Genomic DNA, 13,123 nt, shown 5'->3' on the forward strand with positions numbered 1-13,123 from the left:
CGGCGCTCACTCGGTGCGGCGGTCGCCGGGCCCGTCCAGCACACCGGTCCGGTAGCCGAGGATCACCGCCTGCACACGGTCGCGGAGGTCGAGCTTGGTGAGCATCCGCGAGACATACGTCTTGACGGTCTCCGGGCTGACCACGAGCCGCGCGGCGATCTCCGCGTTGGAGAGGCCCTGGCCCACCAGCAGGAAGACCTCGTACTCGCGGGTGGTCAGGGCCCCGAGCCGCTCGCGCTCGGGGGAGCGGGCCCCCGGGTCAGGGCGCACGCGCTCGGCGAACCGGCCGACGAGGGAGCGGGTGACCGATGGAGCCAGCAGCGCCTCCCCTCGCGCCACGTGGCGTACCGCGTCGGCCAGCTCGGACGGCCGGGCGTCCTTGAGCAGGAACCCGCTGGCCCCGGCGCGCAGCGCCTCGTACACGTACTCGTCGACGTTGAAGGTCGTGACCACGAGCACTGTGAGCGGTGCGCGCGCGCCGGGCCCCGCGAGCCGCCGGGTGGCCTCGATCCCGTCCAGCAGAGGCATGCGGACGTCCATGACGACGACGTCGGGTTCCAGCCGTTGCGCGACGGCGACCGCCGACCTGCCGTCGGCGGCCTCGCCGACGACGTCGATGTCCGCCTGGGCCGACAGGATCGTCACGAACCCGGCGCGTACCACGGCCTGGTCCTCGCAGACGACCACCCTGATGGCAGGCGTGTCGTTCACGTGTCACCGCGCGCGGGAATGCGGGCGTGGACCCGAAAGCCGCCATCCCCGTGAGGCCCCGCCGTGAAGTCGCCCCCCACCGTCTCCACTCGCTCGCGCATACCGGCCAGGCCCCGACCACGGGGGGCGGAGACGCCGTCCGCCACGGCGCCGGACGTGCTCGGACCGGTGATGACGTGCACGTCGGCCCAGCAGGGTGAGTACGTGAGGTGCACGGTCGTCGGCCGTCCCGGTGAATGCTTGACGACGTTCGTCAAGGACTCCTGCACTGTTCGGTACAGCGTGAGGAGGGACGCCGCGCCCATCTCCGGCTCCTCTCCCCGTCGGACCAGCTCCACCGGCTGGCCCCCGGCCCGCACTCGCTCCACCAGCTCGGTGACGTCTCCCGGCGCCGAGATGCCGGCCGGGGCCGTTCCCGGTGTCGCGTCCTCGCCGGTCGCCTCCAGCACTCCCAGCAGAGAGCGGAGCTCGGTGAGCGCGCGGCGGCCGCTGTCGTCGATGGTCGCGAGGGCGTCGTCGACGCGGGTCGACATCTCCGGCAGGTGCCGCGCGGCTCCGGCCTGGACGACCATCGCGGTCACGTGGTGGGTCACGACGTCGTGCAGCTCGGCGGCCAGGCGGTGCCGCTCCTCGGCAGCAGCCGCCCGCTCCGCGGACCGACGTCGCTCGGCATCGTGCGCCCGGCGCTCGCGGACGAGCACGCCGAGGGCGTACACCGCCGTCAGCGCGAGATAGAAGACGAGGATGTCTGGCGCCCCGTTGGGAGACCCCAGCCGGGACAGGACGACGCCGAGGACCGCGTAGGCGGCGGTAGCCGCCCCGAGGACCACCCGCCGCAGGTACACGGGGTGGGCGCCCACCGAGTACAGCGCGGCGTAGAGACCGATGCTGCCCAGGGTCGGGGGGTATCCGAGCGTCTGGTGGAAGGCGAACGCGGCTCCGATGACGCCGAGAGCGAGCGCGGGGCATCGGGTGCGGACGGCGAGCGGCAGCGTCTGGCCCAGGACGAGCAGCACGCCGACGACGGGCGGGCCGCCCGTGTCGAGGCCTCCGAGCCGCGCCCCGATCTCGGACAGTGGGGGGACGAACGAGGACGCCGCGAGGACGAGTGCCACGGCGAGGTCCCGCAGGCCTGCGGGCAGCCGCCCCCACCGCGTCATGCCGTGTGGCACCGTGAGGACGCGGTCCGCTGCCATCCCGCGCACGCGGTCTCCTCTGCTCGGACGGACGGCTGCTGAATCTACCGTCCCCGGTAGCGTGGCTCCTGGTCGGCCGACCGCCCGCCCCGCCGGGGCGCGCGTCCGGGGTGTCCGGTCCCGCCGGTAGCCTGAGCGCGGCAGTCCGCCACCGCGCCGCACCCGTCCGGGAGACCCGCACATGGCCTCGTCGCACGACACCGTGCTGACCACCTTCCCCGGGGGCAACGCCCTCTCCAGCTTCCGCGCCGCGGGGGTCGTCGCACGGCTGCGGGTCGTCGCCCCGCAGGTCACCGCGGTGGCGGCGCGCCACGTCCACTGGGTCGCGTCCGACGTCGCCCTCGACGACGCGACGTCCGGCACGGTCGAGCGCCTGCTCACCTACGGAGACCCGGCCGGACCGCTCCCGGAGGCGCCGCACGCCGCGCTGGTCGTCGTCGCCCCGCGGCTCGGCACGCTCTCGCCGTGGGCCTCGAAGGCCACCGACATCGCGCACAGCTGCGGGGTCGCCGTCCGCCGGGTCGAGCGGGTCACCGAGTACCACCTGGGCTGCGACGCCCCGCTCACCGAGACGCAGTGGGCGGCGTGTGCCGAGGCCCTGCACGACCGGATGACCGAGACCGCGCTGCCGACCCGGGAGGCGGCCGCCGCGCTCTTCGACGAGCGCGACGCCGAGGCGATGGCGCACGTCGACGTCCTCGGCCGCGGCGGCGAGGCGCTCGTCGAGGCCGACCGCGACTTCGGGCTGGCGCTCTCCGACGACGAGGTCGACTACCTCGCCGAGGCCTTCACCGGCCTGCGCCGCAACCCCACGGACGTCGAGCTCATGATGTTCGCGCAGGCCAACTCCGAGCACTGCCGGCACAAGATCTTCAACGCCGACTTCGTCGTCGACGGCGAACCGCAGCCGCGCTCGCTGTTCGGGATGATCCGGCACACCGAGGAGGTCGCCGGCGAGGGCACCGTCGTCGCGTACACGGACAACGCGTCGGTCATGGTGGGCGGCCGGCGCACGCGGTGGCTCCCGGAGCGCACCGACGGGCCGAGCGCCTACCGCGGGCGCGAGGGCGACGTCCACGTCCTCATGAAGGTCGAGACGCACAACCACCCCACGGCCATCAGCCCGTTCCCCGGCGCGGCGACCGGCGCGGGCGGCGAGATCCGTGACGAGGGCGCGACGGGGCGCGGCAGCCAGCCGAAGGCGGGGGTCACCGGGTTCGCGGTCTCCAACCTGCACCTCCCTGGCACCGACGAGCCGTGGGAGCGCGTCGAGTACGGCGCCCCGGGGCACATCGCGAGCCCGCTCGACATCATGCTCGAGGGCCCGATCGGCGCCGCCGCGTTCAACAACGAGTTCGGCCGGCCGGGCATCGGCGGCTTCTTCCGGGTGTACGAGCAGACCGTCGACGGCGTCCGCCGCGGCTACCACAAGCCGATCATGTCGGCGGGCGGGCTCGGGACGATCAGTGCCGACCTCACCGAGAAGGTCGCGTTCCCGGCGGGCACGCTCCTCGTCCAGCTCGGCGGGCCGGGGATGCGGATCGGGATGGGTGGCGGCGCCGCGTCGTCGATGGCCGCGGGCGCCAACGCCGCCGACCTCGACTTCGACTCCGTCCAGCGCGGTAACCCCGAGATCGAGCGCCGTGCCCAGGAGGTCGTCAACCACTGCTGGAGCCTCGGCCCGGACGACAACCCGATCCTCGCGATCCACGACGTCGGTGCGGGTGGTCTCTCGAACGCCTTCCCCGAGCTCGTCGACGGTGCAGGCCTCGGCGCCCGGTTCGACCTCTCCGCGGTGCCGCTCGAGGAGTCCGGCCTCGCACCGAAGGAGGTGTGGTGCAACGAGTCCCAGGAGCGGTACGTCGTCGCCCTCGCCCCGGAGTCGCTGGCCCGCTTCGCGGCGCTCTGTGAGCGCGAGCGCTGCCCCTACGCCGTCGTCGGTGTCGCGCGGGACGACGGGCAGCTCGTCCTCGGCGACGGCCCGGAGGACGTCCCGGGCGAGGACCGGCCCATCGACATGCCGATGGAGACCCTCCTCGGCAAGCCGCCGCGGATGACCCGCGACGTCGCCCGGGTCGCGTGGCAGGGCGACGACGTCGACCTCGCCACGCTGGACGTCCGCGAGGCCGCCTACGCCGTGCTTCGGCATCCGACCGTGGCGTCCAAGCGCTTCCTCGTGACGATCGCCGACCGCACCGTCGGCGGGCTGACGCACCGCGACCAGATGGTCGGGCCCTGGCAGGTGCCGGTGGCCGACGTCGCCGTGACCCTCGCCGACCACGTCGGCTTCGCGGGCGAGGCGATGGCGAGCGGTGAGCGGATGCCGCTGGCCTCCGTCGACGCCCCGGCGTCGGGCCGCATGGCGGTCGGCGAGGCACTGACCAACCTGCTCGCGGCACCGGTCCCGGCGCTCTCCGGCGTCAAACTGTCGTGCAACTGGATGGCTGCGTGCGGCGAGGACGGCGAGGACGCCGCGCTCTACGACACCGTCCGGGCCGTCGGCATGGAGCTCTGCCCGGCCCTCGGCGTCTCGGTGCCGGTCGGCAAGGACTCGCTCTCGATGCGCACCCGCTGGGAGGACCCGGGAACGGGGGAGGCCCGGCAGGTCACGTCACCGGTCTCGCTCGTCGTCACGGCGTTCGCGTCGCTGCCCGACGTGCGCGGCACCTGGACCCCGCAGCTGCGCGGCGGCTCCGAGCTGCTCCTCCTCGACCTCGGTGCCGGGCGGGACCGCCTCGGCGGCTCGATGCTCGCCCAGGTGTCCGGCGCGTTCGGCCGCGAGGTGCCCGACCTCGACGACCCGCAGCGGCTCGTCGCGCTCGCCGCCGCGCTGCGCGACCTGCGCGGGCGAGGGCACGTCACGGCGTACCACGACCGCTCCGACGGTGGACTGTGGGCGGTCCTCTGCGAGATGGCCTTCGCCGGGGGCATGGGGGTCGAGGTCGAGGTCCCCTCCGTCGCAGCCCTGTTCACCGAGGAGCTCGGGGCCGTCGTCGAGATCCCGGCCGGTCGCGTCGAGGAAGCGCTCGACGTGCTCGCCGGGCACGGCCTGCGCGACCTCGCTGTGCGGCTCGGTGCCCCGACGGCCGAGCGGCGGGTGCGGGTGTCGGCCGCGGGGGAACAGGTGCTCGACGAGCCCGTCCGCGACCTCGCGCAGGCGTGGGACGAGGTCTCGTGGCGGATCAGCGTGCTGCGCGACAACCCCGGTGCCGCCGACGAGGAGCACGCCGCAGTCGGTGCCGACGACGACCCGGGGCTGCACGTCGCGCCGGTCTTCGACCCCACGGACGACGTCGCCGCCCCGTACATCTCCACCGGTGTGCGCCCCAGGGTCGCGGTGCTGCGGGAGCAGGGCGTCAACAGCCACGTCGAGACCGCGTTCATGCTCGACCGGGCCGGCTTCGACGCCTACGACGTGCACATGACCGACCTGCAGTCCGGCCGCGCCGACCTGGCGGACTTCCAGGGGCTCGTCGCGGCCGGCGGGTTCTCCTACGGCGACACGCTCGGCGCCGGTGAGGGCTGGGCACGCTCGGTGCTCTTCAACACCGCGCTCACCGACGCCTTCCACGACTTCTTCCACCGGGACGACACCTTCGGCCTCGGCATCTGCAACGGCTGCCAGATGTTCGCGGCGCTCGCCGACCTCGTCCCGGGCGCCGAGGCGTGGCCGCGCTTCACCCGCAACCGGTCCGAGCAGTACGAGGCACGGCTGACGCTCGTCGAGGTGCTCGACTCCCCGTCCGTCCTCACCGCCGGGATGGCCGGCAGCCGCATCCCGATCGCGGTGGCACACGGCGAGGGTTTCGCGGACTTCTCGGCCCGGGGCGACGCGGCCGCCGTCCACGCCGTGGCCCGCTTCGTCGACCACCACGGCGATCCCGCGACGACCCATCCGTACAACCCGAACGGATCCCCCGGAGGCCTCACGGCGGTGACCACCTCCGACGGCCGGTTCACCGCGATGATGCCCCACCCCGAGCGGGTGTCGCGTAACGTCCAGCTGTCGTGGACCTCCGGCCGCGCCGAGGACGAGAGTCCGTGGCTGCGGATGTTCCGCAACGCCCGCGTCGTCGTGGGCTGAGCGGGGCTCCCCGGTCCGCGTGACCGCGGCCGCCACCGGGTAAGGGGCGGGACATGGACGCGACGATCAGGCTCACCGTCGACGGGACCGCGCACGAGGTCACCGTCGACACGCGCACCACCGTGCTGGACGCCCTCCGGGAACGGCTCGGCGTCACCACCGTGAAGAAGGGCTGCGACCACGGGCAGTGCGGCTCGTGCACCGTCCTGCTCGACGGCCGGCGCCACCTGACCTGCCTGACCCTCGCCGTCGCCCAGGACGGCGCCGAGGTGGTCACGGCCGGCGGGCTCGGCGAGGGCGAGGGCCTCCATCCGGTCCAGCAGGCGTTCCTCGACCACGACGGGTACCAGTGCGGCTACTGCACCCCGGGCCAGGTCTGCTCGGCGGTCGGGATGCTCGACGAGGCCAAGCAGGGCCACCCGAGTCACGTGACGGAGGACCTCGAGGGCGACACCGACCTCACCGACGACGAGATCCGTGAGCGGATGAGCGGCAACCTCTGCCGGTGTGGCGCGTACGCCGGCATCCTCGCGGCGGTGCGGGAGGCGGCGCAGGCATGAGGGAGCTCACCTACGTGCGGGCCTCGAGCGCCCAGGAGGCGGTCGAGGCGGTCACCGCCGACGCCGACGCGATGTTCCTCGGCGGGGGCACCAACCTCGTCGACCACCTCAAGCTGGGGGTCGCCCGGCCCGGCCGGCTCGTCGACGTCAGCCGGCTGCCGCTGGACGAGGTGGAGACCCGCGAGACGCCGGACGGACCGGTGCTGCGCGTCGGGGCCGCGGTCCGCAACGCCGACCTCGCCGCCCACCCGCTCGTCCGCTCCGGGCTGCCCGCCCTCTCGCGGGCCCTGCTGGCCGGCGCGTCGGGGCAGATCCGCCAGCAGGCGAGCACGGCCGGCAACCTGCTCCAGCGGACCCGATGCGTGTACTTCCAGGACGTGACGACGCCGTGCAACAAGCGCGAGCCGGGCTCGGGCTGCTCGGCTCTGGAGGGCTACGACCGGTACAACGCGGTGCTCGGCGCGAGCGAGCACTGCGTCGCCGTGCATCCCTCGGACATGGCGGTCGCGATGGTGGCGCTCGACGCCGTCGTCGTCGTGCTGGGACCCGAGGGCGAGCGGCGGCTCCCGGTCGCCGACCTGCACCGCCTGCCGGGCGACGCGCCGCAGCGCGACACGACGCTGGCCCGCGACGAGCTCGTCACCGCCGTCGAGCTCCCCCTGACCGACCTGGCCGCCCGCTCGACGTACCGCAAGGTGCGCGACCGGGCGTCCTACGCCTTCGCCCTCGTGTCGGTGGCCGCCGCGCTGCGGATGGACGGCGACACCGTCGCCGACGTGCGCATCGTGTGGGGCGGCGCGGCGCACAAGCCCTGGCGGGCCGAGCTGGCCGAGCGGGCCCTGGTCGGGCAGGCGCTCGACGAGGACACGGTCGCCGCGGCGGTCGACACCGAGCTGGCGACCGCGCGCACGAGCGAGGGGACGGCGTACAAGCTCCCGATGCTGCGCGGGACCACGGCGCACACCCTGACGACCCTGGCGACGACGGAGGACGCATGAGCACCGAGACGGTGGAGCAGACCCCGACCCCCATCACCCCGCGCTCGGTCGGCACCGCCCTGGGCCGGGTCGACGGCCCCGAGAAGGTCACCGGCGCCGCCCGCTACGGCGTGGAGCACCACGGCGAGGACGGGCTGGCCGACCCGCTGTACGCGTGGCTCGTCCAGTCGACCGTGGCCAAGGGCGCGGTCGACGCGGTCGACCCCGCCGCCGCCCTGGCCCACCCCGGGGTCGTCGCGGTGCTGGACCACACGAGCGCGCCCCGCCTCGAGGACACCGACGACGGCGAGCTCGCCGTCCTCCAGGACGCCCGCGTCCACTTCCGCGGGCAGGTCGTCGCGCTCGTGCTCGCCGAGTCCGTGGAGGCCGCCCGCGAGGGCGCGGCGCTGGTCGAGGTCGGCTACGCCGCCGAGGACCACGACGCCCGCTTCTCCGCCGACGGCGCCACCTACCGCCCCGACTCGGTCAACCCCGCCTTCGACACCGACTCCGACCAGGGCGACGTCGACGCCGCGCTCGAGGCGGCGGCGGTCGTCGTCGAGGGCGAGTACTCCACGCCGCACGAGCACAACAACCCGATGGAGCCGCACGCCACGCTCGCCCGCTGGAGCGACGGCGACGGCGACGAGGTGCTGCGCCTCGTCGACTCGACCCAGGCGGTCCACGGCGTGGCGAGCACGGTGGCGCCGCTCTTCGGGCTCGAGCCGGGGCAGGTGCGGGTCACCGCGCCCTACGTCGGCGGGGGGTTCGGCAGCAAGGGGATGCCGCACGCGTCCACGGTCGCGGCCGCGCTCGCCGCCCGGGCCGTCGCACCCCGGCCGGTGTCCCTGGCCGTCACCCGGCAGCAGATGTTCGCGCTCACGGGCTACCGCACGGCGACGGTCTCCCGGTTCCGGCTCGGCGCCGACACCGACGGGCGGCTCACCGCCGTGGAGCACCGGGCCTACGAGCAGACCTCCGCGGTCAAGGAGTTCGCCGAGCAGACCGCCGTCGCGACCCGGATGATGTACGCCGCGCCGAACCGGCGGACATCGCACCGGCTCGCCGTCCTCGACGTCGCCGTCCCGTCGTGGATGCGCGCCCCGGGGGAGATGCCCGGGATCTTCGCGCACGAGGTCGCGATGGACGAGCTGGCCGAGGCGTGCGGGCTCGACCCCGTCGAGCTGCGGCTGCGCAACGAGCCGGACGTCGACCCCGAGTCCGGCAAGCCGTTCAGCATCCGCCGGCTGCCGGAGTGCCTGGAGCGCGGCGCGGAACGGTTCGGCTGGGCGGAGCGCTCGGCGCAGCCGCGCAGCACCGTCGACGGCGACTGGTGGGTCGGCACGGGCGTCGCCGCCGCCACGTACCCGGGCTACCGGATGCCCGGCAACGCCGCGCGGGTGACGGCCCTCGAGGGCGGCCGGTACGACGTGGCCATCGGGTGCGTCGACATCGGCACCGGCGCCCGCACGGTGCTCACCCAGATCGCCGCCGACGCGCTCGCCGTCGAGCCGGCGGACGTCGACCTGCACATCGCGGACACGTCCCTGCCGTCGGCGTCCGTGGCCGGTGGCTCGTCGGGCACGAGCTCCTGGGGGGCCACCGTCGTCGCGGCCGCGCAGGCCTTCGCCGCCGCCCACGGGGACGCCCCGGAGCCGGGTGCCGAGGTCGTCGCCTCCGCGGACGACGACCCGCTGTCCGGCGAGCACGTCTTCCACTCCTTCGGCGCGGTGTTCGCGCAGGTACGGGTGCACCGGTGGACCGGCGAGATCCGGGTGCCGCGGCTGCTCGGCGTCTACTCCGTCGGCCGGGTCGTCAACCCGACGACGGCGCGCAGCCAGCTCCTCGGGGGGCTCGTCATGGGCCTGTCCGCGGCCCTGCACGAGGAGTCGGTGCGCGACCCGCGGTTCGGCCACGTCGTCACCCAGGACCTCGCCAGCTACCACGTCGCGTCGCACGCCGACGTGCTCGACGTCGACGCCGAGTGGCTCGAGGAGAGCGACGACGAGTTCACCCCGATGGGTTCGCGCGGTATCGGGGAGATCGGCATCGTGGGGACCGCCGCGGCGGTGGCCAACGCCGCCTACCACGCGACGGGGGTGCGGGTTCGGTCCCTGCCCGTGACGGCCGACCGCTTCCTCGAGGTGGACCGCTGACCACCGGCGGCGTGACGTCAGCGGCGCCAGCCGTCGCGGTCCGGTGGCTCCGGTGACGGCTCGGCGTCGTCGGCCGTGAAGGGAAGGCTGCCTGGTGCCTTCCGGGCCAGCTCGGCGCCGGTGAGGACGCCGGTCGGCAGCGCGGCCGAGGCGCACGCCCGCCGGAGGTCGAACAGGCGCAGCGGCCGGACGGACGCCACGAGCACGACGTTGCCGAACCGGCGACCCTTGAGCACCTCGTGCAGCCCGACGAGCGCGACGTGACCGAACGTCTCCTGCGCCCCGGCACCGACCCTGGCCACGTAGCGTAGCCCCCGGTCGTCCGCGAGGTTGGCCAGCAGCAGGCCGGCGTCCCCGAGGACGCGGCAGGCGTCCCTCAGCCACTCCCGGGTGGTCAGGCCGGCGGGCACCCGGCCGCCCGCGTAGGCGTCGAGGACGACGAGGTCGGCGCTCGCGTCCCGCAGGGCTGCCATCCCGTCCTCCCCCGTGACCGGCCGCACCCGGATGCGGTGGCCGCGGGGCAACGGCAGCTCGCGGCGCACCGCCTCGGTGAGCCCGGTGTCCGGCTCGAGGACGACCTGCGGCGACCCGGGCCGGGTGTGCTGCAGCCATCGGGCCAGGGTCAGCCCCGCCCCGCCGACGTGCGTCGTCCGCAGCGGTCCGCCGCCGGCGAGCGCCTCGACGCACAGGGCGAGGTGCTGGACGTACTCGAAGGTCAGCAGCGTCGGGTCGCCGAGGTCGACGGCCGACTGCGGATGGTCGTCGAGGACGACGGTGACGACCGTCCCGTCCGTCTCGAAGCGCGGCTCACCCACGGCCGGAAGGCTACGGCGTCCCGGTAGCGTCTGCGGCATGCCACCGCGTCGCCGGACGAGCCCGGACCAGGGCCGTGCCGCCCTCGCCGCCTGGGTCGCCGAGAGCGACTCCCTCGACCGAGCCACCCGTGGCACGGCCGTCCGCTTCACCCTCGAGGAGCTCGCCGAGCGGGCCCCGGGCAACAGCGTGGAGGTCCGGGTGCCGCCGTTCGGCGTCGTGCAGTGCGTCGAGGGCCCCCGCCACACCCGTGGCACGCCGCCCAACGTCGTCGAGACCGACGCCGAGACCTGGCTCTGCCTGACGACCGGCCGGATGACCTGGGCCGCGGCACTGGCCGACGGCGTGCTCCGGGTCAGCGGCACGCGGGCCGACCTCTCCGGGCTGCTGCCGCTCACCGACGGGCACACGCGATGAGGCACGGCGTCGTCCTCCTCACCGACGAGCCGTGGGCCGAGGCCGCACCCCGCTGGCGGACGGTGGAGGAGCTGGGCTTCGACCACGCGTGGACCTACGACCACCTCGTGTGGGGAGGGCTGCCGGACAGCCCCTGGCGCAGCGCCATGCCCACCCTCGCCGCCGCGGCCGGCGTCACCGAGCGCATCGGGCTCGGCACGTTCGTGTCCTCCCCGAACCAGAACCACCCCTACACGTACGCCCGGGACGTCATCACCCTCGACGACCTGAGCGGCGGGCGGTTCCTCTGCGGCGTGGGCACGGGAGGTGACCTGGACGCACGGTTGCTCGGCAGCGACCTCACGCTGCGCGACCGGGTCGCGCGCTTCCACGAGTTCGTGCCGCTGCTCGACCGTCTGCTGCGCGAGGACCACGTCGACCACGACGGCGAGTGGTTCACGACGCGGGACGCCCGCACGCTGCCCGGGCCGGTACGCCACCGCGTCCCTCTGCTCGTTGCGGCGAACGGGCCACGGTCGGTCCGCGTCGCCGGCACGTACGGGGACGGCTGGGTCACGTACGGCGGACGCGGCGACACGCTCGATGCCTGGTTCGGCCACGTCGCCGGGCTCGTCGAACGCTTCGACGAGGCGCGCACGGCGGCCGGGCGCGGGGCCGCCGACCGCTACCTCTCGCTCGACTCCTCGCCGCGCTACAGCCTGGAGTCGGCCGGGCTGCACGCCGAGATGTCCGGCCGGGCGGCCGAGCTCGGCTTCACCGACGTCGTGTGCCACTGGCCGCGGGCGGAGGGGCCGTACGCGGGCGACCCCGCCGTCCTCGAGGAGGTGGCGGGGTCGCTCGTGCGGTGAGGCGGTCAGGCCACGGCCATGACCATGATCGGGTCGCTCGTCGGGGACGACGAGCCCCCGGCCGGCTCGACCGTCACGCCCACCGCGGTCGCGGCCGACACGCTGCCCTGGAGCAGCGCCTCGCCCCGACCGTCGCTCGGCGTGAGGAACCCGGCGGGCCGGGCGACCTCGTCGGTGCCGACGTACCAGAGCTGGTAGGTCATCCCCTCGGGCGCCGGCGCCAGGCCGGAGACGGTGAGCACGGACTGGTCCAGCTCACGGCTGTACGCGAGGGTCGCGCTCGTCCCCTCCTTCTCGCTCGTCACGGTCGCCGCGTCTCCGGCGCCCTGGACCTGCTGGGCGGCGGTGAGCGCCGGCTCGGGGGTGGTCCAGGCGTTGACCGCGACGCCGCCGACGACGACCGCGGCCGCGGCTGCGGCTGCCGCGACCCAGCTGCGCGGTCGGCGCAGGAGCGGGACCACCGGGGCGAGCTGCTCGGACTCGGCCGGGGCCGGTGCCGTGTGCTCCTCCGGTTCGGGCCCGACCGGGGGCAGCGGGCGCACGTGGGCGATGCCACTGAGCACGGACGTGCGCAGCGAGGCAGGTGGAGCGACGTCGCTCAGGGAGGACAGCGCGTGCGCCGCCCCTTGGAGCTCGGCGACCTCCGCCCGGCAGGCCGGGCACGCCGTGAGGTGGCGTTCGAAGGACGAGCGCTCGTCGATGTCGAGGGCGTCGACCGCGTATGCACCGCTCAGGTGGTGCAGATCGGGGCTCATGCCGGTACTCCCAACGTGTCCCGGAGACGGATGAGACCGTCCCGGATCCTGGTCTTCGCTGTGCCGAGGGGTAGGTCGAGCAGGGACGCGACCTCGGTGTGCGTGTAACCGCCGAGGTAGGCGAGCTCGACGGCGCTGCGTTGTGCTTCGGTGAGGCTCTCGAGGGCCTTGCGGACCCGCTGTGCCTCGATGGACGTGTGCGCCGCCTCCGCGGTCTGGTCGAAGTCGACCTCCTGAGTGGCCGTGGCGTGGGCGTCGTCGCGTCGGCGCGACGCCTCGCTCGACCTGACCCGGTCGACCGCGGTGCGGTGGGCGATGGTCATGAGCCACGAGATCGCGCTGCCCTTCGCCCCGTCGAACCGTGCGCTGGTCCGCCAGACGTCGAGGTACACCTCCTGGGTGACCTCCTCCGACATGGCGGGGTCGCGCACGATGCGCAGGACGAGCCCGTAGATGCGCCGGCAGGTGGCGTCGTAGAGCTCGGCGAACGCGGACTCGTCGCCCCGGGCGGACCGGCGGAGCATCCCGCCGAGGTCGGGACCGCGTGCAGCCGCCTCCCCGGGTTCGCTGGTGGGCGGGTCCGAGGAGGCGGCCGTCATGCGATCC

11 protein-coding genes are annotated in these 13,123 nt (G+C 74.7%); 6 read left to right on the forward strand and 5 right to left on the reverse strand.

What is annotated here, in order from left to right:
* Positions 1-6: 6 nt before the first annotated feature.
* Positions 7-711: a response regulator transcription factor gene (locus tag JQN72_RS09515; protein WP_204134944.1), complete on the reverse strand. Its 705-nt coding sequence runs from the start codon at positions 709-711 to the stop codon at positions 7-9.
* Positions 708-1,907 carry a sensor histidine kinase gene (locus tag JQN72_RS09520; RefSeq protein ID WP_204134945.1) on the reverse strand — a complete coding sequence of 400 codons (1,200 nt, stop codon included), beginning with the start codon at positions 1,905-1,907 and terminating at the stop codon, positions 708-710. Before JQN72_RS09520 ends, JQN72_RS09515 begins: the two co-directional genes overlap by 4 nt.
* A 181-nt stretch (positions 1,908-2,088) precedes the next feature.
* On the opposite strand from JQN72_RS09520, the gene purL reads away from it, so the two are divergent.
* Genes purL through JQN72_RS09540 form a run of 4 tightly spaced genes read left to right on the forward strand, consistent with a single transcriptional unit; the run spans position 2,089 to position 9,684 of the window.
* Positions 2,089-5,991: a phosphoribosylformylglycinamidine synthase gene (purL, locus tag JQN72_RS09525; RefSeq protein WP_204134946.1), complete on the forward strand. Its 3,903-nt coding sequence runs from the start codon at positions 2,089-2,091 to the stop codon at positions 5,989-5,991.
* A 53-nt stretch (positions 5,992-6,044) separates the two neighbouring features.
* Entirely contained in the window at positions 6,045-6,551 is a 507-nt protein-coding gene (locus tag JQN72_RS09530; protein ID WP_204134947.1) for a 2Fe-2S iron-sulfur cluster-binding protein, read from the forward strand.
* Entirely contained in the window at positions 6,548-7,549 is a 1,002-nt protein-coding gene (locus JQN72_RS09535; protein WP_204134948.1) for a xanthine dehydrogenase family protein subunit M, read from the forward strand. The genes JQN72_RS09530 and JQN72_RS09535 overlap by 4 nt, the downstream gene beginning before the upstream one ends.
* Complete coding sequence (locus JQN72_RS09540) at positions 7,546-9,684, forward strand: xanthine dehydrogenase family protein molybdopterin-binding subunit (protein ID WP_204134949.1); 2,139 nt, start codon at positions 7,546-7,548, stop codon at positions 9,682-9,684. Before JQN72_RS09535 ends, JQN72_RS09540 begins: the two co-directional genes overlap by 4 nt.
* 17 nt (positions 9,685-9,701) lie before the next feature.
* Here the strand turns inward: JQN72_RS09540 and JQN72_RS09545 are convergent, their stop codons facing one another.
* A complete protein-coding gene (locus JQN72_RS09545) occupies positions 9,702-10,499 on the reverse strand; it encodes a fused MFS/spermidine synthase (protein ID WP_307812567.1) in 798 nt (265 codons plus the stop codon).
* 37 nt (positions 10,500-10,536) lie between these two features.
* Between JQN72_RS09545 and JQN72_RS09550 the strand changes: the two genes are divergently transcribed.
* Both JQN72_RS09550 and JQN72_RS09555 read left to right on the forward strand, forming a co-directional pair.
* A complete protein-coding gene (locus JQN72_RS09550; RefSeq protein ID WP_204134951.1) occupies positions 10,537-10,914 on the forward strand; it encodes a sterol carrier family protein in 378 nt (125 codons plus the stop codon).
* The gene (locus tag JQN72_RS09555; RefSeq protein WP_204134952.1) at positions 10,911-11,762 is read left to right on the forward strand and encodes an LLM class flavin-dependent oxidoreductase; all 852 of its coding nucleotides are present in this window, start codon (positions 10,911-10,913) and stop codon (positions 11,760-11,762) included. Before JQN72_RS09550 ends, JQN72_RS09555 begins: the two co-directional genes overlap by 4 nt.
* Positions 11,763-11,767: 5 nt before the next feature.
* Here the strand turns inward: JQN72_RS09555 and JQN72_RS09560 are convergent, their stop codons facing one another.
* Both JQN72_RS09560 and sigK read right to left on the reverse strand, forming a co-directional pair.
* A complete protein-coding gene (locus tag JQN72_RS09560; protein WP_204134953.1) occupies positions 11,768-12,517 on the reverse strand; it encodes an anti-sigma factor domain-containing protein in 750 nt (249 codons plus the stop codon).
* Positions 12,514-13,116, reverse strand: a complete 603-nt coding sequence (gene sigK / locus JQN72_RS09565) for an ECF RNA polymerase sigma factor SigK (protein ID WP_239100416.1) — start codon at positions 13,114-13,116, stop codon at positions 12,514-12,516. Before sigK ends, JQN72_RS09560 begins: the two co-directional genes overlap by 4 nt.
* Positions 13,117-13,123: the final 7 nt, after the last annotated feature.

Origin of the sequence: Phycicoccus sp. CSK15P-2 (assembly GCF_016888005.1) — a bacterium.
In the GTDB taxonomy this organism is placed as follows: Bacteria; Actinomycetota; Actinomycetes; order Actinomycetales; family Dermatophilaceae; genus Phycicoccus.

Coding starts and splice junctions, on each gene's coding strand:
- JQN72_RS09535 (WP_204134948.1), top strand. CDS start 6,548: ATGAGGGAGCTCACCTACGTGCGGGCCTCGAGCGCCCAGGAGGCGGTC.
- JQN72_RS09555 (WP_204134952.1), top strand. CDS start 10,911: ATGAGGCACGGCGTCGTCCTCCTCACCGACGAGCCGTGGGCCGAGGCC.
- purL (WP_204134946.1), top strand. CDS start 2,089: ATGGCCTCGTCGCACGACACCGTGCTGACCACCTTCCCCGGGGGCAAC.
- sigK (WP_239100416.1), bottom strand. CDS start 13,116: ATGACGGCCGCCTCCTCGGACCCGCCCACCAGCGAACCCGGGGAGGCG.
- JQN72_RS09520 (WP_204134945.1), bottom strand. CDS start 1,907: ATGGCAGCGGACCGCGTCCTCACGGTGCCACACGGCATGACGCGGTGG.
- JQN72_RS09530 (WP_204134947.1), top strand. CDS start 6,045: ATGGACGCGACGATCAGGCTCACCGTCGACGGGACCGCGCACGAGGTC.
- JQN72_RS09540 (WP_204134949.1), top strand. CDS start 7,546: ATGAGCACCGAGACGGTGGAGCAGACCCCGACCCCCATCACCCCGCGC.
- JQN72_RS09560 (WP_204134953.1), bottom strand. CDS start 12,517: ATGAGCCCCGATCTGCACCACCTGAGCGGTGCATACGCGGTCGACGCC.
- JQN72_RS09550 (WP_204134951.1), top strand. CDS start 10,537: ATGCCACCGCGTCGCCGGACGAGCCCGGACCAGGGCCGTGCCGCCCTC.